Below are 20,829 nucleotides of genomic sequence, written 5' to 3'. Positions count from 1 at the left end.
AGCTCTTTCGATAAGCCGGCATCTTATTTTCGATAGTCCCCTGGTGTAATGCCCGTTAGTTTTTTAAATACTCGATTAAAGGAAATATAATACGTATAACCTACCGCGGCAGCTATATCCTGAATGGGCATAGTCGTCTCCTTCAACAGATGCATCGCCTTTTCTATCCGAACTCTTGCTAAATAGTCAATAAAATTTTCACCGATCTCTTGTTTAAACTGTCGGCTTAAATAGCTTGTTGTGATATGAAACTGATCGCCAATATAAGAAAGAGAGAGGTCAGGGTCTGCGAATTGCTCTTCTATATATTTACGCACCTCCTGAATAATGGGATGCTTGCTGCGGCTCAACCGTATTCGACTTATTCGTTCATAATAATCGGAAAGTATCTGTACAAATTCTACCCGGAACTCTACGAGCGTTTCGAAACGTTCGATGGCTTCCTTCAGCTCGGGCATCGCCTCATCCTCCCACAGCTTCCGAATCTCAATGGGCAATTCGACCATTTCACGATATAAATGGTAATAAATATAATTTGCCAAGCCAATAATGTCGTCCCGAGAAAAATAACCGAAACCCAATTCGTCAAACAAGTTTTCCAATTGTGACTTCCAGTCTTCTTCACCCAATCGATAGGCTTTGACGATGGAACGAATAGAAGGCAGCTGATCATAGACTTCGCCTTTAGGCTGCGTAGAAATATCGAAGCGTGTAATGACGCGATTATTACCAAGTATTGATTTATACTGCATCCCCTCTAAAGCTTCTTGATAGGAGTGGTAGATATCCTCCAATTGATCTACTGCAATACCAAAGCTTACCGTTAGCGTAAAGCGCAGGTTGCCCCGTATCCACTCTATGAACTTGTTTCCCATGGCTTGAAGGTGAGTTTCGAATTCCTTCTCCAGACCATAAATAATGAACCCTATTCGCTGATTCGAGATCCATTCCGTCCAAATTGTCAAGTTCAAGTTTTGAGCCAGCTCCCCGATTACGTTGGCAACCGCAAATCGAAATAGGCCTTGATCCCTTATGTTGTATTCTTTGCAAAAATCCGTATACCGGTCAATTTCAGCGATTCCGGTGCACATGATTTCAAACTTATGATTTAACCCAAATTTAAGCGTTTCGTGTTCCCACTCTTCGATACCGATGGAACGGTTACCCTCGGTTATCTCATAGAAGAAGTGCCGTTTTCGATAAAAGGAATCCTCGTTGGACTGCTTGATTAGATCTTCAAAGGCCGTTTCAATGAAAATAAATTCATTAGCTTTCAAGGGTAACGCCCATATTTGGCTTTTTTCGGGTGATGAATCATGAATTCTCTTAATAATCGTCTCAATCGGTTTATACATTCTACGGGAAACATATACAATCATTGCAATCCCAGCCATAAATGCCACTAAGATTAACGCTATCCAATTATAAGAGAGGGAAGCTAGATATTCTCCAAAGCCATTGCCGTAAAGTCCACTTCGCATTTCCCAGCCTGTATAGTTGGATTTGACTGTGGATAACAGCTTGCTCGTACCTTGGTTATCAATTGAATCATTCTTGTTATTATCTGTTCCCATAATGGCCTGTCCATTACGGCCATAGAGGCCGAGAAAGCTCACTCCAGAGCCTGCCATACGCGTCAAATCTTCACGAATCGAATCGACTCTAACATTCACCACCATCATGCCAAGCTCTCCGGAGAGAAGCGGATACTGCCGAACAAGCGAGAGAACCCTTCGCGGTTCTTGATTGAAGCTGTTCCACAGCCTTGGATCGGTCCAATAGCTCATCTTGCTTGGATTATTTTGAACCTGTTGAACAAACTCTCTGTCCATATAATCACTTAGCGGAGACATCGCCTGATTTCCCAGAACAGTTTGATCCCCCAGACGAACCAAATATAACGAGTCAATCCACGGATACGAAGTCTTCATCTGAGTCAGCTTTTGTGAAACCTCAAATTCCTCCAAGTATTTATTGGAACCATTTTTTTTAAAAAAAGGCTCCCATATTTCCTTCGTACTTAGATCGCCAGTTACAAATTGATCGATAGCACGAAGAGTGTAATCAACCGTCTGTGATGCCTGCTCCGTGAACAATTGATTGGCACGGATCGTCTGTTTCTTTGAAGCTTCAGCCGACGCAAGAAAGAATATGATAATCAATGTGATCATAAAAGTACTGAATAAAGGCAGATAGGATAAAAGCAAACGCTGCAGCCAGTATTTCTTCTTCATCTAATCCCCCCTATGACCTGTACATTATCAGTTAAAGCATTATACAGCACATACCAATTATAGAATATAGTCGTTGACATTATATTAAATACAGCCTCTTTTCTCAATTAACACTTTAAGAAAAGGATTACAATTTTTGAATAACGGACAATAAAAGAGATAATGATAGATAGAATTATGGACTTCATACTACCAGTGACGAATAAAAAAGCAGTTGTAAAAGACAACCTACAAACTGCTCTTTCCATTTTATTTGTTATCTAGAAATTTAGGTAATGGCGTTTAAACGTAATATTTTCATAAGGTCAAAATACTGCGAGTTTATCCAACTCACAAATACAGTAACACAATCTTTTCAATCGTTTGTTCAACAAAACAATAATGTCATTGAAGCGCACCGCGTAAGCGAAGAAGGCTACAACTGGATCATGGTAAGTGTCACAACAGCCATAGAATTGAATGCTTTGTTCGAAGAGCTTTTAATCTACGGCATTTACAAATTAAGCCTATCAATTGGCCAAATGAAATAGGGAAATTACTATTACCGATCATGAAGTGCCTAACGAAATAATAGAAGTACTCCATAATAAAAATATAGCGATTATTCAATGTGAAGAGAAAGACAAATACGAGGAGGATAACAAAGATGAGTCTTAAAATTTTGCACAACGTAAACGTGATCCAACCAGACGACCTTGTTCTACCTGCCACACTTTGGATAAGAAACGGAATTATTGAAAAGATAGAAAGTGGTCTTTCTTCTCTTCCGGAGGGCGAGTATGAACTTTTGGATGGACATGGACATTTACTGATACCTGGTATGATCGATGTGCATATCCATGGTGCTAACGGGTTCGATATGATGGATGGCAGTGAGGAGAGTATTCAGGAGGTTTCGCGGGCTTGTGCTGAAACAGGCTGCACCTCGTTTTTGGTTACCTCCGTTAGCTCTACAATTGAAGAATTACTAGCCATGATTCGTAGTGTGAAACGTATAATTGGGCGTGAAGTTGGGGCCAAAATTGCCGGGCTTCATCTAGAGGGTCCTTACCTGAATCCGAAGCGTAAAGGTATGCAAAATGAACGATTTTTACGACATCCGAATCTTACTGAAATGAAAGAAATTTTTAACGAAGCAGATGGACTGATTAAGATGGTTACAATAGCCCCAGAATTACCTGGCGGGATGGAGCTCATCTCTTTTCTGAAAGAAAATGGCATCATAATCGCGGTGGCGCATTCGGATGCCACATACGAGGAAGCAAAGCAAGCCTTTGAAGCCGGAGCGAGTCACGTTACGCATTGTTTCAATGGCATGCGTCCGATTCAGTGGACATCATGTTACGGTTTCCGACGGTGTAGCTCGACTAGAGGATGGGACTTTAGCCTCCAGTACGGTTACGATGAATGATGCACTTCGTCTAACCGTAGAAACCGGCATTTCTTTAAAAGACGCGGTTCAAATGGCTTCAACCACACCTGCACGAATATTACGCCTTGATACCCGAGGCAGAATCTCCACGGGCTTTGACGCTGATCTTGTCTTGTTAAATGAACAATTCCAAGTGCAATGGACAATGATTAAGGGTCATATCATCTAATGTTTGGGAAAATTCTCTCTAAGCAGGAATCATCGAAATCCTCGATTACCAATACGCATACTTCACCTTAATACAATTTTCCATACATTGATTATCCGTGGTAAGATTCCCCTGCAATTAACATAAGGAAAGGCAATCGAGCCAAAAATGACCGACTGCCTTCACTGGTGTTGCTATAGTTTTCCTTTAACTGAATTGTATATTCACTTTAAATCTAGTCAATGCCAATGTAATGAACATGGTTACCATGACTCATAAATTAATTCCAAAACAAAAATAATTCCACATAATATAAAAGTCAATGATTTATGAAAATCACAATATCTTGTTTTGTTACTACCCTGGAAATAGCTCACTGTCGTTCGGTCACCAGCCATGAACTTTCATCCTTTGGGGTGCCGCGCAGCGACATGGCTGGCTACATAGGTGAGGTTAGAACTAGAGATGCCCCTGAATGGCGAGAGTGAGGGATTTGAGGACGGAAAAGTTGTTAGAGGAGCGTGGAGACGATGGAGCGAATGCGTGCATACTGATCTGCACCTAACGTTGTACGGAAGGCGACGAAAACTTTTATTTTCACCTTGACCATCCGAATATCGCGTTCTGCCTGATTATTGTAAAACGGAATTTGGACATCTCGAAGAATGGCATGAATGGCGGTTTTGTACTGCTGACCCGCTAAATTCTCTGACTTCCCTTTGCATATCTGCCACACGTGCCTTTTTCCTTGGGAATAAACCCTTGCTTCCATTTGGCTTCGTCGCGTAGCAGAATGTCATCGTTGCTCGAATTCTGCGATCATGAATTCGAGCTGTAGCCTTGCCTCTTTCCAGGCAGTGAAAGTCACATCCCCCCTCTTGCAACAGTTCTTTCATCTCCTTCGCCCACTGGCTCTTATCATGCTCAGAAAAGCCTTGAAATTGCGTGATAAGACTGACAAGCATGAGGGGAATAAACCACGAACTGCTGCTATTATTACTATTTTTTCCTAATTGTCTTTCCAGCTCATGCACACGTTTTTCGAGCTTAACGATGTGTTCAGCTTGAGAGGCAAAGACGGCTTGGAGTTGTTGGATTTGTTCGGTAAGAACACGGTTCTGTTCCCTAGAGTTCGGCTGTACTCGAGGAGTGTATGGAAGTAGCTAGAGCTCTCGAATCGCCTTTACAAATTTGGTCTACTTATTCCTTGCTGAATTCCATCTCTTCACATCCCCAATTGGGTTTATCTACTATTTACCGATGGGTATGCTTGAATCCCTTCTATGGTCAGGAAAAACAAAAAGATCCCCTGGGCGAGGGGACCTAAGTGGTAACAATATTGTTACATAAGTGTACGTACATCTTAGCAGTAAAGAAACGTCAGAAAAATACAAACCCCTTTTTTACCAACTGTATCGTTTGTGTTGTACTACCTATTCTAAGAAAGCCCCCCGAACAATCAGGAGAGAAGTTAAGAAGATAGCCAACCATCCTACTTTGCTACCGGAAAGGGCGATCTTCATAGTTTAAATTGAGAAACACATTTTTCATTGAAAATTCACACTATCGCTTCGCCTTATAAAACTCATGATACAACTTCATGAGCGCTCGCTTCTCAATCCGCGACACATAGCTCCGCGAGATCCCCAACTCCTTCGCAATCTCCCGCTGCGTTCGCTCCTCTCCGCCGAGCTCGAGCCCGAACCGGCCAACCACGACTTCTTTCTCCCGGTCGTCCAGAATATCCAAATTCTTATAGATCTTGCTCTTCTCGATCTTCAACTGCACCGCATCCACCACATCATCCGCTTCGCTGCCGAGAATGTCGATAAGTGTTATTTCGTTCCCCTCTTTATCCGTTCCGATCGGGTCATGCAGAGACACGTCTTTCCGTGTCTTTTTCAGCGAACGCAAATGCATCAAGATCTCGTTCTCGATACAGCGCGCCGCGAATGTGGCGAGCTTGGTCCCTTTGTTCGGCGAAAACGACTCGATCGCTTTGATTAATCCGATGGTCCCGATCGAGATCAAATCCTCAAGATCTTCCCCCGTATTGTCGAATTTTTTGACGATATGGGCAACAAGTCTTAAATTATGTTCAATCAGCTTATTTCTAGAATTCTCATTCCCTTCAGCCATCAGTCTAAGATGTGTTTCCTCTTCTTGTTCCGTTAAAGGTTGTGGAAACGCATTATTTTTCACATAAGACACAAGCAATGTGAGTTGCTTGATCAATACAGCGATAGCACTAAAAAATCCAGGCATTCCAGCACCCCCTTGAGTGTTTGCGGATCTTAGCTGATTCGGAAGCCTCCGCTTTGAGATTACTATTAGTGTATGTGGGTAGGTGCCTAGAAGTGCCTGTACGGATGAACTTACCTTTAATAAGCTAGTGCAAAAATGATTTGACTACGCGTCCAAGCTATTATTCAACGAGCGGCTTAAATGGCGCAAAAACCGCATTCAAGAAACTTATAGGACCAGGTGTCTTAGGCAAGTCGAACATGGACAGCAGCAAGACCGCTAACAGGATTGCGGTAAAAGCGATTTTATCCTTCATCGGTTTTTGCTTCAACTTCGGCCATTCCAACAAGATGATGCAGAGCGAAGCCGCGGCAACAGGTATGAAAACGGACCATTTCATTGTTTTTGAACCTCCTCATTTGAAACTCCGCTAGGCCAATTGACGAGACCCGGTCTGTTAATATGTGCGTCGACCTCAGCATTCACTTCGATATGAGCAAAAATCTCATTCCATTCTTCCTTTACTTCTTCCCATTGTTTCGGGTATTTTCGATAAAAAACAGTGGCGAAATCGAAGATGTCCGTTTTGAATTTCTTCTGAACCTCCTGTACCGAGAATTCGATCCGGCCTTTGACTTCCTCCTCGAACTGGTGGTTTAACTCTGTCAAAAAAGCCAGATCCGTCGGATTCAGCATGGACCCGTTTTGAACGATATCCCCGCTTGTTTTTACTTTCACTGTCATTTTCCATTGACCGTTATGTAAGGAGGGGAGAAGATTCACATGGGCTTTTACAGGCGTAAGAGAGATCAGTGTGTCGGTATTTTGAAGTTTGAACGTAATCGTATATTTTTCAATTAGATTTTTTATCCACAAGAGACCGCGGGTTTCTATTTCCGATATTTCACCGATCATTTTATTGTTCTTGAAGATAGCGGTTCCCTTGATGTAGGGAATCGTTTGAGTCGGCTCCTTAGGATCGACTGGAGGTAAAATATAGATAAGCGGAAGCGCTAGTGCCTTGGTCCTTGAGTTTAGCATGATGCTAAACTGCTCGACGGTAACGGCATAGCTGATTGGCATTTTCGCCAGCTCACGAACAACCTCTGACGAATTTCTTTCCAACGGCGGAATCAAACGCAGCGCTTCGGAAGCTTTCCCTTTCGCAACAAATACATAAGCGCGCTCTCTGATCTGCGGCTGTCGCACCAGATAATCGGCGTGTTCCTTAAGACCCGCTTTTGCTAGTGAATCGCTGAAAATAATGGTTTTGCATTGCCCCCAAAACAGCCTACGCGGAAGAATCTGTTGAAGATTTGCTAGTGTGTTCGCGATGTCGACGCCTTTCGCCATACGCACAGTTGTACGTTTGCCTCCTCCACTACCACCGCTTATTGACATACTTCCTACTTGATTTTGCGGAATAATGAACTGAATCGTTATTTTAACTTGCTTGTCCTCTTCTGAATCGATGGCCATCGCCGTGATAATGGCTAAATCGTTAAGTTCAGTTCGGTCCCAGCATCCGGTAAGCGAGAGGGTAAGAATGAAGAGGAGCAGGCCGTTCACCAGTCGCTTACTCATTTGGCAAGCCCCTCCTCCTGCCTTTACGAAGGAAGGCAATGCTCATCAGGACAAACGGTATCGCCAAAAATACGACGAAAAGCTCAAAAGGAGCCACAAGTTTATTATGATTCGCTAATGTAGGAAAATTGGGGATATCCCAGTAGCAGAACAAAAAAACCAAAATAGCTAATGGAAAAACGGTAGGTCGAAAATCCGACGACTTACACATCTGCGTGTAGGAGATCACTCCTGCATAAAAAAAGACTGAAATTTTCACAAAGTTGCCTAATACCCACATTGCAAGTAACACAGACTCTAAATTTTCGAAAAAATCGGCGAGGCTAATATACCGCATTGCAATTAATATGGGGTAAACTTTTTTGGGAAGATCAGGTCCAAGCAAAAATAAGGTTATCAGATTGACGTAAGTCATACTGATCACCACCACAATAAGTGAGATGATACTCCATTTCTTTACTTTATCCGGCTGGCTTGCACTAGGCAGAAAATAAGAAATGATAAAAAATTCAGAAAGCCAACCTTGAGGCGTTAATGAACCTTTTAATATGGGAACTGCCCCGTGACTGAGAATGGGGTATATGTTTCTGAAATCCAGGTCGGGCGCAAGGAAAACTAAAAAGAACAAAGGCAAAATAAAAAGATACGTGCAAATAACGGCGCATCTAGCGATCACTTCCACTCCACCCCTTATCGCAAAAGCAGAAAGCAGCAAGATCGTCCCTATAATGACAGCTAATGGTGTGTTAAACAGAAAGTTGCCGGATACAAACTCAGCATATTGTCGCAGAATCATGCCTGTACTAGACATGAAATATAGAAAATAGATGAAGCTGATCAATTTAGCGGGCCAAATACCAACAATCTGTTCGCTATATTGAGAAATCGTCATCTTTGGATAAAGCTTATGAAGCGCTAATGCCAATAAAATCGCAACCATTCCAGGAATAAAGGCGATAATGCTAGTCATCCACAAGTCATTCTTGGCATACTGTGCCGTTATCGTCGGTAAGGCCAGAAAGCCTGTAGCCAGAATAACCGGGTGCATGATTAGCGCTATTTGGAAAGGGGAAATTTTCTCAGCCTTTAACATGAATGGCCTCCTCATCTATGGATTGCGACTGTCATCCTGCTCGGGACCCGGTTTTAGATCACTTGCACTGCGAAACTTATTATACTCACCTGTAAAGTGAGGCCGGATATCCATTTTCCACCACGGTGCGCGAATTAAAACATCCTTAAGCTCATCGGAATTGGCCGCCGAAATGGCAGATAGATACGAGGCTCCGAAGGAACGAAGGCTGCTCAAATGGATCAACATGGCAATACATCCGAGCATAACACCAAGCAAGCCTAAAGTCCCTCCCAGAAAGATCATTGGGAATCGCAATAGCCGAATGGAAATGCCCAAGGCGTACCTTGGGATAATAAAAGATGCAATACCGGTTATCGCTACGACGATGACCATGGGTGCAGAGACAAGCCCGGCCTGAACTGCAGCTTGACCGATGACGAGCGCTCCGACGATGCTGACTGCTGCGCCCACTTGTTTGGGAAGCCGTATCCCAGCCTCACGCAGCGCTTCGAACGTGACTTCCATGATCAGCGCCTCAACGAATGCAGGGAAAGGAACCGATTCCCGGGAGCTCGACATACTGTAGATCAAATTGCCGGGGATCATCTCCTGATGATAGGTAAGCACAGCGACATACAAGGACGGAAGAAATAGCGAAATCAAAAAAAAGGTATAACGGAGCCAGCGAATTGCAGTCCCGCTCCAAAACCGTTGATAGTAATCCTCCGCCGATTGCAGTAAGGCAGGAAACGTTGTAGGTGCGATCAATACAAATGGGGATCCCTCCGTAAAAATCGCAACACGCCCTTCGAGCAAGGCTGCACAGGTAACGTCCGGGCGTTCTGTTGAAAGCAGCTGCGGAAAAGGGGAATACGGATTGTCCTCAATCAATTCCTCAATATACCCGCTCTCCAAGATTCCGTCGATCTGAATGCGAGACAGTCGATCGTTAACCTCCTGAATAAGAGCTTCGTCAGTGAGGTCTTCAATATAGGAGATCGCCACCTTTGTCTTGGTATACTCTCCAATTTGTAGCATTTCAATCTTGAGCCGTGGACTTTTAATGATACGCCGGATTTGCGATAGATTCGTTACCAGCGTTTCGGTAAAGCTTTCTCGCGAACCACGGATTGTGACCTCAGTAATCGGATCCTCAATGGCCCGTTGCTCCCATTTATTTAACCCTAGGGATAGTCCGGCTGCTTCGTTATGGCAAAGCAAAATTGGAAGCCCGGTCGATATGGCATCCAAACACTGCTCGAACGTCACGACAGGGCTGGTCTGGGCTACAAAAATTTTATTCTCCTCGATCTGCTTGATCGTAACCCTTTCAGATTCGCCAAGCCGCATAAGGGGGGCTATTACCATTTCTTCGATACCGCTTGAATTCACCAAGCCGGCGATGTAAATAAGTGCCATTTGGGAGTCATCACTCATGACAAAAGTTCGGAATATAACGTCGGCACATTTCGAATAAATCGACTGAAATACTTGCAGGTTGTCGCTCAGATCTGGAAACAACGGGTGCTGCTCACTAGGGAGTGAGGATCCCTGATGTTCCTTTTCAACCTTTTTCTGCACAAGTCTTTTGAGTTTTCTAATCATGAACTACTTTCCTTCCGAGGAAATCCTTCCCAATGCTGTCTCTCCTCTAGGTTTCTTAATTTAATGCGTTTTTATGCAAAAAAATGGAACCTAAAAAGCTAAGACCGACGGCGACGAATGTACATCCATTTTTTTCCATTAACCCCTTGAAAAATTAGCGTTGCCGCCAATGGGCAGCCAACTAACGAGAAAACCCCATCATCCGAGGATGATGGGGCTTTGCCTTGTGCAGGAGCAATCACCATGTTTTCAGCTTTTTCAGCATATTGAGAATGGCTTGAGCCGTTTCCGCACGAACCGCATGGGATTGAGCTGCGAAAATGTCTTGACCCTGACCTTGCATCAAACCGATCCCGATCGCTTTGTTGACATCCACCGTCGCCCATGACGATACTTGGCCGCTATCCGTCAGAGCTGTCACATGGTCCGAGGAAACATCCTGAACCCCATGGATATGCTCATAAGCTCGCACAATCAGTGATGCCATTTGTTCCCGGGTTATCGGTGCATTCGGAGCAAACTCATGAGCAGAGATACCCGAAATCAGTCCGGCACGATAAGCTGTCTGAATATCCGAAGCATACCATTCATTCGCAGAAACATCCTCGAACTGTACCCCTGCGCTGCTTCCCTTGAGGCCAAGCGCCTTCACCAGCAAGGTCACAAACTCCGCACGGGTTGTAGTACCCTCAGGTCTAAACTCGGTGTCGGTTATGCCCGTTACGATCTGCTGAGCGGAGAGTACTTGCAGCGTGCGATACGCCCAATGATTTTTTGGAACATCGTTGAACGATTTGTTGTATTCCATCACGGCATATTTGCTGAAATGAGGTGTATCAAACGTAATGGTTTTGCCGATCGTATCCTTGTGACCACCGATGTATTGCCATTTGTTTGACTGTTCATCATAGAGATACGCGGCAATCAACTCTTCATCGAACTGGCTGTTGCCATAAGGAATCACTACTTGAACCGGCTCTTTAAACGAAGCGAGCTTCGTTTCCTTGCCGCTGCCATCGGTGACAGTCAAAGATAAATCATAGACGTGTCCGCCAAATTTGAGAGTCGCATTTTCTGACTTGGAATCCGCCGCCGGTACGGCGTCGATCCGCACTTTCACCGACAGATTGGCGTCTCCGTTAACCTGGCCTACCAACTGCTGCATAACCGCTGATGGAATGGATACGGCAATTCCGCCATTTCTAACTTCTACCGGACGATCGCCTGCTAGTTGCAGAGATGGCGCCGTTAATATCGCTTCCTTGCTTCCATTCGTTAACGTAACCACCGCTTTGCCGTCATGCATCTCCATCGGACTTGATGTCACGGAAGGAACCGAACCGACTGGCGAAGTGTCCGCCGGAGAACTCGGCGTTATTGGATCTGGCGGCGAAACAAGCTCCTGACCGCTAATCGCAATTACGGCCTCACCTTTCACGCCCGAACCGTCGTCTGCAGTCGCAACGACCTTCACTTGACCGTTCTTCAACGCGGTCAATACACCGTTCACATCGATAGACGCCCGATCCGTCTCGGTCCCGTCCGGATTATAAACCGACCACGTAACCGTCCGGATCGCAGCATCGGATGGAGCAACGTCCGCTACCATTTGAAGCGTTCCGCTCTTGGTCTGAATCGCATCTCGTCCACCAGTTCCCGCTACGGCAATGGCCGAAACCGATGTTTGCCCGGAGATTTGGAGGGCCATGCTGCCTTGAGCCGCCGAACCGTCCGCAGCCGTAGCGACGACTTGAATCGAGCCGTTCCCTTGCGCGACAAGCAAGCCGCTCGCATTGATGGTCGCTCTTGTCAGCACCGCGCCGTCCGGGTTATACACCGACCAGAAAACCGTCTTATTCGCTGCAGTCGAAGGCTGTACATCAGCCGCCATCTGGAGCGTACCGCCTTTTGCCGTAATCTCGGTCAATCCCCCTGCCGATGCCACGCTAACGGAAGAGACGGGATTCCAATAAGGAACGGTCACTCCGTTAATTCTGAAGTCCGTAAATTCTGCCGTTTTAGAAGCGATGGCGGTATTCAGTTTTCTTGTAAAAATACCGACCTTCGCGTTGCTCAGATTTATCGTAAACGTATTTGCATGCTGGGTCCAAGTCTGGCCATCGGCGCTGTAATAAGCCGTATACGTCGTGCCAACTTTCTGGATTTTCAAATAGATGTCGCTGCCGATCAGCGGATCGGCTATATTAGGTTCCGTTTGCGCGCCGTTGCTCACCTGCGAGAAACGCAGCTGATTCACAGCGGAGCGTCCAAACGAAATTAAATTTTTGTCGTCCTTGTAGACAATAAGCCCTGCCCACTCAAAACTTTTGCTGGCATCAAATTTAAGCTTCGTGGTGATCGTGAAATCCCCTGCTGTGCCAGGGTCCGTCAAGAGAACGCCCTTCGGATAATTGCTCGAAGAGCCCCAGGTTCCTTCCTGGGTCGACAGCTTCATCACATTTCCATTCTTTGGATCAAGCGCCCAAGAGCCTGCGCTCTCCCTGACCCAACTCCATCTGCTGTCGAGATTGACCGATTGGCCAATCAGGGTAACGAGCATGCTTCCGGTAACATTCGAGCCATCGTTCGCCTTAGCAACCACTTTGACTGCGCCGTTGCCTTTGGCGGTAAGCAGCCCGGTCGTACTGATGCTCGCATTCGTCGTGGCCGAATCGTCCGGATTGACGACCGACCAGGTCACAGACGGATCATCTGCGTTATCCGGCGCGACTGCCGCACTCATTTGCAGAGTGCCGCCTTTGAGCGCCACAAGCGAAGTGTTGCCCGCCCCTGTGACGGTAATGCCCGAAGCCTTGATAACCTGCCCTGTGATGGTAATCCATGCCTCGCCTTTGACGCCGCTGTGATCGTTCGCCGATGCGACGACCTTCACCGTACCGTTATCGGCGGCGGTTAACAATCCATTCGCATCGATGGAAGCTTTGCTCGTCGGTTGGCCATAGGTGTCGAATACTCTCCAAGTCACCGACGAATTGTCGGCACCCGCCGGAGATACTGCTGCGAGCATTTGCAGCGTGCCGTGCTTGGCGGTTATCGTTGTCGCATTTCCGGCTCCTCCAACCATAATCCCGGTAACGGGAGCATTCGGCGCAGGATACACCGTAACGGTGGCTTGCGCCGGCACCGTAGTTCCCTCCACAACGCCTTGAACCGTGAACGTTCCCGGAGCTGCAAATTGCATCGGCGTGATTGAATGCCAGGTCACACGCGCAAGCTTGGAAGATGCGTCCGAGAACTGCTGCGTTACCGTTTCCGGCAAGAACGGCGCCTTGCCTGCATACGTATCGGCCACAACAGGTTGAATGCCGCTTGTAGTTCTCGGGACATAGTCGTTTAATGTCGTCCGCATTGTGCCTTTTTTAACAGGCGTGCCCGCAGCATTGGCTACATGCGTAATCTCGCCCATACCGCCCAAAAAGACAGTTGTAGCATGATGAATTTTTACACCTGGTACATCTGGAATCTCGATAGCGCGATCCAGTTTAACCTCAGCATCTCGGAAAAACGAGTACAATCCGAGGCCGTAAGCCTCATGGGAAGTCACCGTATCGGCCACTTTATAGGAAGCATATCCGTTGACTGTGCCACCACTGCTCATCCATCGCTCCTGATTTGGGACATCATACGGGATTTCAGTCTGGTAGAAGTACATTTTTCCGCGCTCGCCGTTCCATACCGTCTGATACTGATGGAAATGTTCGACGAACAACCCGTAAAACACGACATCATTGCCGTTTACAATCATGCCGTTGGTCGTTAAGTTCGAGTCCCAGCCGGCCCCCGTTCCATGATCCGCCCTCCATACCCAGAAATGATCGCCGATCACGTTATTGCTGTTGATCTCGACACAAACATCGGCTAAAGCTAGCGCATCTCCGCCAACGCGGAAATACAAGTCCTGCAGAGAGGTCGGATTGGCGGCGTGATTGGCTGTGCTGCCTTTCGCTCCGACTTGCAAGAGAACGGGTGAATTTGTCGCCCCGGCTTCAAAGAGAAGACCGGCGATCTTTACGCCGTCCACATCCGCTACCTTCAGAGCAACATTGCCGCTGTCAGCATGCAGCGTGGCAAGTCCCAGACCGAGCACAACGGTATTCGGATTCGTCACTTCAATCGGCTTGCTCGTATGATAGACCCCTGGCGTCAGCAGCAGATGCTTGCCTTGCGCAAGGGCGGCGTTGATGGAGTCGACGGACATGGCCGGATTCGCAATAAAGAAATTCTCGATGGAGATCGCCGTCCCCGCCGGAGTCCCGCTCCCCCAGCTTGTCCCGTTGGCATTCATCCTCACATCAGGGACAAACACGTTATATTGCATGGCCGCTTGATCCCAGGTCAGGAAAGGCTTCTCCCGAACAACCGGCGTCTGGTTGATGACGGTATACGCGTTGGTCGGCCAATTCTCCACTGGCGGATTGACATTGCCAAGCAGTGTTGTATTCCACACGGAACCGTTCCAGCTGGCCCATTGGCTGTTTCTGGAGAACCACTGCTGCTGCGAGCCAGGGACGACGTTGCCGTCGACCACGGAATCGGCCAAATAGCCTCCGCTCGCCCAGCCTCCCTGATCGTGGAGGGTCAGACCGCCCTTTACATGCACACGCCGCATGGATGCCGCTTGCGAAACGGCCCACAGCATGTTGCCCCCGGACGGCGTCTCGGCAAAGTTCTCAACCGAGCGCCAGAAGTTCTGGGTCGCGTTGTGCGGCGGCAGCCAGTTGGCGTCGACTGAAACGCCGCCAGTAAAGTTAACATCGTCGGGCAGCATCCCTAAGCCGGCGACTTGGGTGTAAAAGCCCAATCGAATATTGGTCGTGTACGAGCCCTGTTTGAAAAGCATCGCATAGCGCTCTTGACCGAATTGATTTTGCTCCTGAATTGCAAACAGATTATCGCTCGTCCTTTGAATATCTGCAGGAGGCGTCAGCGAATCAAAAATGTACACATTCGGGCCAAAATCAGGCTGTGTCAAAATCGAAGCCTGGTCCACATCCGATTCCAAGCCTCCGCTGATCGATGTAACCTTATAGAAGTATCGGACATTGGCTGTTAAGCCCGAGTCCAAATAAGTCGTAGCAGCAACTGGGGCACCGTTCACTTTGGTAAAAGTCCCACTGCTGGTAAGCGAACGGTATAGGTTATATCCCGCCGCCCCAGGAACAGCCGGCCACGCCAATGTAATGGAGCTTGATGTCGAGTTTGCGGCATATACCGCGGATGTGACCGACGCTCCTGCGCCTCCGTTTGATGGGTCGTCTGGCGCGGATGCCAAAGCTCCGGTCGAACCCATGAGCAGGCTCAGCAACTGCGCACTCGCGAGCATGGCTGACAGTTTCCTTTTAAACATGCTTTTCCCTCCAATATCTTGTTGTCTACAGTTGAATATAGCGCTTTCACACTATACTACCATTCGATAATAGGAGCGCGAAGTCGCTAGTTTGACTACTTTGCGCAATAATTTGACTTCTTTTCTCTCACGACAGAAAAAAGCCAGCCCCAACAAAGCGACTGACTTCTTTTCCACACGTTTTACACAAATCGGCTCGGCACAACGCCGTAATGCTGCTTGAACACTTTGACAAAATACCCTTTGCTCTCGTATCCCAACATATGAGCGATCGTTTCCAATGTTTTATCCGACCCGTTCAGTAGCTCCTTGGCCCGCTCCATCTTGATGCGCGTTACATATTCGATGAACGTTTCCCCGGTTTCCTTCTTAAATAAGCGGCTAAAATAACTAGGATTCAAGTGCAGATGGTCTGCCACTTCCTCCAGTGTAATCTTCCGCCCCAGATGGCGCTGAATATATTTTTGGGCGTCAATGATTTCCACCTTTTTGCTTTGCTGAGCGATCTGCTCCATCAGCCCAGCTGCATCTTGGACAAACCGCGTCAACCATTCCTCAAGCTCGCCGATGCTCGCCAATTGATCCAAATCTCTCTGCAGCTTCTCATTCGTATATTGCTGATTGAACCGAAGCTTCAACATCATATCGAGTACCAGCTTGAATACGAATTGCTTAACGGATTTGGGCGGATAACGATGCTGGGTCACGAATAGGATAAACGGCGCTACAACCGTGGAAGGATCAGCATTCCCGTCAAGCACAAAGCGGTTTAACTGATCGGCGTACACATAATAATACGCAAGCGGATCTTCCTCGAGCGCTAACGAATAGCTGTTCTCGCTGCTTTTCACAAACTCCGGCTCCCGAGCATAGAACAACCCCTCTGATTCTTGCAATAAGTGAACATACTGCCTCTTGATGCTCGATGGATCGCCCACCATTTCCCCCAGTACCATGGAGACAGGAAGCTTGAGAACTTGCGTCAGCTTGTGCTGAACATCTTTGCACAGCGCTGCGATGCGGTCGTAAGGATTGATTCGCAAATCTTTCCGAATGTTGAACAAGAGACAGAACTCTTTGGCAGAATAGCTGAAAACAACCTTATCCTTATCGGCGGCCATCAGCTCTTCGACCGCATTCTCGACGATAAACTTGACCGTGTCTTCGCTTTCATAGCGTTGGAGCGCATGGCGGAACCGATGCAGCCGACAGACAACCGGAATGAAATAAGGCAGAACCGGATGCAAGCCAAAATCCTCCAAACGCTCGATCCAGGTGGGATCCTCTAATACCGGCGTGGAGAGAAGATCGCGCAGCCATTTCTCCTTGGCCGCAGACTTGTTCCGGTTCACTTGCAGATGAAGATTGCGCACTTCGAATTGTCGCTCATCTTCTTTCTCCATTTTGGACTTCGCTTTGGCAAGTAGTTCAATCAAATGCTGAGGCTCCAGCGTCTCCTTCAGAACATAATCCTCAACACCGATTTGAACTGCCTGCTGCGCATACCGAAAATCATCATGACAGGATAAAATAACAAACCGTGGCCTTGCACTTATGGCTTTAACAGCTTTAATAAATTCGATGCCATCCATGCCCGGCATGCCAATATCGGTTACGATCAAATCCGGCATGGACGTCCGGCAAATTTGCAGCGCGTCCTGTGCGTTTGTACAGGTGCCTGCGAGCTGCAGTTGATGATCTTCCCAAACAATCATCATTCGTAAAAACTGCAAAACCGCTACATCGTCATCAACCAACAAGACGCTATGCATGTTCATTTGCCTCCTTGTGGAATGTGATCGGCAGCCGGAGCGTCAGCCTGACTCCTTGACCCGGTGAGCTTTCTATTTCCATATGATAGACGTCCCCATAAATAATGCGTAAACGCTCATGCACATTTCTTAATCCGATGCCATTAATGCGAGATGATCGCTCTCTCTTATCGTCTCCCGGCTGTCCGGTTTCTGTGAGCATCGAAGTAACATCGGCCAACTGCTCCCCTGTCATTCCGATGCCGTTATCTTCTACGCGAATATACAAGATATGTCCTTGCTTCCAAGAGCTTAAGTAAATATGCCCGTGCTTCTGCTTTAAGCCGTGCAGATAGGCGTTTTCAATCAACGGCTGCAGCGTAAATCGGGGAATCATCGCAAGCAGCGTATCCGAAGCCAGGGAAATGGACAGCTCAACATTCTCCAAATGCCGGAAATTCATGAGCTTCATATACTGCTGAATGGTATTCGATTCCTCGTGCAGCGTAATGTATTCATTATTTCGATTAATCGTCATCCGAAGAACCGTGGACAAAGAGCTGATAATTTCTGCGATTTCCACCTCGCCCTTCATCCTGACTTGAAGCCGAATGGAGTTGAGCGTATTGAATAAAAAATGGGGATTAATTTGTGCTTGAAGCGCCTCCAATTCCGCCATTCGCTTCCGCCCCTGCTCCCATTCAATTTGACGGATCATGTCCTCAATCTTGTCCAGCATACGATCGAATGACGAGCCCAGACGTCCGATTTCATCCTGTCCGGTAACCAACGAACGCTGATCCAGATTCCCGAGTTCAACGCGCACAGCCGTCTTGACCAACTGCACGATCGGTTTGGTCAGCTGACGCAGCAGGTAGAGCAGGACGAAAGAAAACAAGACGAAAAACAACGCTTGAAATACAAAAATATCGTTTAGAAAATTGCCGATGTTGCCGGTTACAACCCAGTACGGCGTCAAGCTTTGCAAGCTCCACTCGGCAAAAGAAAGCGGATGATTATAGGCAATATACTCCCCGCCGTTCCATGCCATTTTCTCCGTCAAGCCGGTAGTAAGCATTGCTGAAGGAACCTTGGTGCCGATCATATGAACATTGGCATGGGAAACAATCGTCCCCGACCCATCCAGCAGCATCATGGTCTGATCTTCCGCATACTTGCTAAAGATCTCATGAATTTGCTGCTCCGGCTTGCTGATAATGATATAGGCATTGGATGCATTGGCATACAGCCGAATGGTCCGAACAACGGTAATCAGCTGCGGAAACCGCTCGCTATCGGAACGCACATAATTGTTTTGAACGCCGATCCAATTGGTCGTGTTGACCGGGTCGCCCGCCATCTGCTGCAGCCACGCTTCTTTGTATAACGACGACAAATCGTTCTGGTAGGTAGAATAGTTGGAAAAGTACAAGCCGTTCGGCAGCACAATGGTGACATACGTTTTCCCACCAAAAAAAGTGAGCTGTTCCAGCTTCTCCGCCACGGGCTTGTAGGCAAAGAAGTCAACTTGACTGCCTTTACTGTTGTCGTAGCTGTTCGACGCGAGCCTCAGATTGGTAATGAATTCGCTGTCATATTGGAGCATGTTAAAGGCATTCAGCATATCCCTGACAATATTGGAAATGTACAAGTCGGCCACTTCCAGCGATTGCTCGGCTTTAACGGACGCTTTGGTCGTCAGTTCGTTTTTGGTATACAGCCCCGTGAGCGCAAGCGTCATAATGGACGGGATCACCAAACACAACAACGAGATGGTGATCAGCTTCTGACGCCAACTAAAGGAAGGCCTGTTCATCCGGTGCTCCCCCTTCCTTCTGTAACATAGTTAAACAGAGGCTTGTCTATCTGGAGTGTATCACATCCGTACCGATTCAGATATACTTCACGAAAAAAGGGATGCCGTATGGGCACCCTCTTTCTTCCACCTCATGTTATTTCTTGTTGGCGTCAATAATTTTTTGCAAATTGGTTTTAATATTTTTCATGGTCGTATCAATGTCGGTCGTACCGAGCAAATATTTCTCAGCCTCGGCGATGTACGCTTTCTCAATATCAGCAAAATAGGAGACGGCAATCGGAGGATCGGGAAGCTTCGATACGGTCAACGTATTAATCAGCGAAGCTTTATCAATCTTATCCGGGGTCTTCGTTGCGGAAATAATTTGATCCAGCTCTTTGTTAACATCCGCCTTTTTCCAGGCCGACAGCTGCTTCGTGAGCCCCATTCCTTCCGTAGACAGGAAACGGATGAATTGATACGCCTCCTGCTTATGCTTCGACTTCGAGGAGATCACCAGCGAGTCCGCTCCGCCGAACGAATAATTCTCATCTCCTTTGTTGTTAGTCGGCCAAGGAGCAAAGGCGGATACGAACGTAGCCGGGATTTTATCGGTGCCTCCCGCTTCGGCAATCATCCATGGGCCTGTCGGCAGCATGCTTGCTTTGCCTTGGAAATATTCGTCGCGATAAGGAATTTTTTGTGTGACGACGTCTTGGTAAGGTCGGACACTGCCGTCCGTCCGCTCCATATTGTAACGCAGCTCAAGCGAAGCTTTCATCATGGGATTATCCGCATCAAGCGCCGTGCCATCGTCTGTCATAATGCCTTGATTTTTCGGCAAGCTGTATTTTTTAAGCAAGAAATAATCTTTCCAGGTGTGCATGAACGCACCATACTGCTTCGTCGGACCGTCGCCCTTCGTAAGTTTCTTGGCATAATCGCGGAAGTCATCCCACGTCCAGCTCTTCGGAACGGCAAGTCCCGCTGCATCGAGCTGCGCCTTGTTCAGCAAGATAAACCATGGCCCAAATTTGCCCGGCAGTGAGTACCGTTTCCCATCAACTTTCATTTGCTCGGCTTTATATTCGTCGCTATATTTCACGTTTTCTTTGTTCAAATAATCGTCAAGCGGTTCAAGCATACCACTGGTTGCTCGTTTACTGAAATCCGGAGTGGAATTCAGCGAGAATACGTCAAAGTCTTCACCGGATGCATACATAATATCGATCTTTTTCTGCGTTTCATTGGAATCATTCTCCACAAGCGGCATGTATTGAACTTTAATGTTCGGGTACTTCTTCTCAAAAGCGTCAATCGCAGGCTGGTACACCGAGGCTTTCTCCCAGTTTAAAAATTTTATCGTAACCGGCTTGGCCGGACTGGCCGAAGTGGAGGCGACGGGATCAGCCCCTTTGGTGGGTTCAGCCTTGGAACCGGTTTCGCCGCCGCAGCCTGCGAGCAGGCTTGCGATAACGATGGAAGACGCAGAAACAGACAACCATTTTCTTTTCATGATTATATACCTCCCTTAGATAGACAAGCTTGTGTTCTCTACCACATAACCTTAGCAGTTGCCATTTCGTTTTC

General features: G+C 47.1%; 11 protein-coding genes and 1 pseudogene. 1 reads left to right on the top strand and 11 read right to left on the bottom strand.

Annotation, left to right across the window (positions count from 1 at the left end):
• Nucleotides 1-23: 23 nt before the first annotated feature.
• The gene (locus EJQ19_RS18255; protein ID WP_126142667.1) at nt 24-2,234 is read right to left on the bottom strand and encodes a helix-turn-helix domain-containing protein; all 2,211 of its coding nucleotides are present in this window, start codon (nt 2,232-2,234) and stop codon (nt 24-26) included.
• A gap of 646 nt (nt 2,235-2,880) precedes the next feature.
• On the opposite strand from EJQ19_RS18255, the pseudogene EJQ19_RS18250 reads away from it, so the two are divergent.
• Nucleotides 2,881-3,835 (top strand): annotated as a pseudogene (locus EJQ19_RS18250) (N-acetylglucosamine-6-phosphate deacetylase).
• A 490-nt stretch (nt 3,836-4,325) separates the two neighbouring features.
• On the opposite strand, the gene EJQ19_RS32880 reads toward EJQ19_RS18250, so the two are convergent.
• The 10 genes from EJQ19_RS32880 to EJQ19_RS18200 all read right to left on the bottom strand — a co-directional run bounded on the left by EJQ19_RS32880 (nt 4,326) and on the right by EJQ19_RS18200 (nt 20,755).
• Nucleotides 4,326-4,550 carry an IS66 family transposase gene (locus EJQ19_RS32880; protein WP_164716608.1) on the bottom strand — a complete coding sequence of 75 codons (225 nt, stop codon included), beginning with the start codon at nt 4,548-4,550 and terminating at the stop codon, nt 4,326-4,328.
• Nucleotides 4,551-5,377: 827 nt separating this feature from the next.
• Nucleotides 5,378-6,079: an RNA polymerase sporulation sigma factor SigK gene (gene sigK, locus EJQ19_RS18240; RefSeq protein ID WP_126142665.1), complete on the bottom strand. Its 702-nt coding sequence runs from the start codon at nt 6,077-6,079 to the stop codon at nt 5,378-5,380.
• A gap of 160 nt (nt 6,080-6,239) precedes the next feature.
• The gene (locus EJQ19_RS18235) at nt 6,240-6,458 is read right to left on the bottom strand and encodes a hypothetical protein (RefSeq protein WP_126142664.1); all 219 of its coding nucleotides are present in this window, start codon (nt 6,456-6,458) and stop codon (nt 6,240-6,242) included.
• On the bottom strand, nt 6,455-7,627 hold the full coding sequence (locus EJQ19_RS18230) for a Ger(x)C family spore germination protein (RefSeq protein WP_241242970.1): 1,173 nt from the start codon (nt 7,625-7,627) through the stop codon (nt 6,455-6,457). Before EJQ19_RS18230 ends, EJQ19_RS18235 begins: the two co-directional genes overlap by 4 nt.
• Nucleotides 7,628-7,634: 7 nt before the next feature.
• A complete protein-coding gene (locus EJQ19_RS18225; protein WP_126142663.1) occupies nt 7,635-8,735 on the bottom strand; it encodes a GerAB/ArcD/ProY family transporter in 1,101 nt (366 codons plus the stop codon).
• A 15-nt stretch (nt 8,736-8,750) separates the two neighbouring features.
• Nucleotides 8,751-10,322 (bottom strand): spore germination protein, encoded by a 1,572-nt coding sequence (locus tag EJQ19_RS18220; RefSeq protein ID WP_126142662.1) that lies wholly within the window; start codon nt 10,320-10,322, stop codon nt 8,751-8,753.
• Between the two features lie 238 nt (nt 10,323-10,560).
• Nucleotides 10,561-15,690: an S-layer homology domain-containing protein gene (locus tag EJQ19_RS18215; protein WP_126142661.1), complete on the bottom strand. Its 5,130-nt coding sequence runs from the start codon at nt 15,688-15,690 to the stop codon at nt 10,561-10,563.
• A gap of 182 nt (nt 15,691-15,872) precedes the next feature.
• The gene (locus tag EJQ19_RS18210) at nt 15,873-17,462 is read right to left on the bottom strand and encodes a helix-turn-helix domain-containing protein (RefSeq protein WP_164716607.1); all 1,590 of its coding nucleotides are present in this window, start codon (nt 17,460-17,462) and stop codon (nt 15,873-15,875) included.
• The gene (locus EJQ19_RS18205) at nt 17,455-19,257 is read right to left on the bottom strand and encodes a cache domain-containing sensor histidine kinase (RefSeq protein WP_126142659.1); all 1,803 of its coding nucleotides are present in this window, start codon (nt 19,255-19,257) and stop codon (nt 17,455-17,457) included. Before EJQ19_RS18205 ends, EJQ19_RS18210 begins: the two co-directional genes overlap by 8 nt.
• Before the next feature lie 136 nt (nt 19,258-19,393).
• Nucleotides 19,394-20,755 (bottom strand): ABC transporter substrate-binding protein, encoded by a 1,362-nt coding sequence (locus EJQ19_RS18200; RefSeq protein ID WP_126142658.1) that lies wholly within the window; start codon nt 20,753-20,755, stop codon nt 19,394-19,396.
• Nucleotides 20,756-20,829: the final 74 nt, after the last annotated feature.

The organism is Paenibacillus whitsoniae (assembly GCF_003955665.1).
GTDB classification, from domain to species: domain Bacteria; phylum Bacillota; class Bacilli; order Paenibacillales; family NBRC-103111; genus Paenibacillus_E; species Paenibacillus_E whitsoniae.
This window is presented reverse-complemented; position numbering and strand designations above follow the sequence as displayed.

What these genes read in the sequence shown, in the direction of transcription:
- EJQ19_RS18255 (WP_126142667.1), bottom strand. Translation starts at nt 2,234, where the DNA reads ATGAAGAAGAAATACTGGCTGCAGCGTTTGCTTTTATCCTATCTGCCT.
- sigK (WP_126142665.1), bottom strand. Translation starts at nt 6,079, where the DNA reads ATGCCTGGATTTTTTAGTGCTATCGCTGTATTGATCAAGCAACTCACA.
- EJQ19_RS18235 (WP_126142664.1), bottom strand. Translation starts at nt 6,458, where the DNA reads ATGAAATGGTCCGTTTTCATACCTGTTGCCGCGGCTTCGCTCTGCATC.
- EJQ19_RS18225 (WP_126142663.1), bottom strand. Translation starts at nt 8,735, where the DNA reads ATGTTAAAGGCTGAGAAAATTTCCCCTTTCCAAATAGCGCTAATCATG.
- EJQ19_RS18220 (WP_126142662.1), bottom strand. Translation starts at nt 10,322, where the DNA reads ATGATTAGAAAACTCAAAAGACTTGTGCAGAAAAAGGTTGAAAAGGAA.
- EJQ19_RS18215 (WP_126142661.1), bottom strand. Translation starts at nt 15,690, where the DNA reads ATGTTTAAAAGGAAACTGTCAGCCATGCTCGCGAGTGCGCAGTTGCTG.
- EJQ19_RS18210 (WP_164716607.1), bottom strand. Translation starts at nt 17,462, where the DNA reads ATGCATAGCGTCTTGTTGGTTGATGACGATGTAGCGGTTTTGCAGTTT.
- EJQ19_RS18205 (WP_126142659.1), bottom strand. Translation starts at nt 19,257, where the DNA reads ATGAACAGGCCTTCCTTTAGTTGGCGTCAGAAGCTGATCACCATCTCG.
- EJQ19_RS18200 (WP_126142658.1), bottom strand. Translation starts at nt 20,755, where the DNA reads ATGAAAAGAAAATGGTTGTCTGTTTCTGCGTCTTCCATCGTTATCGCA.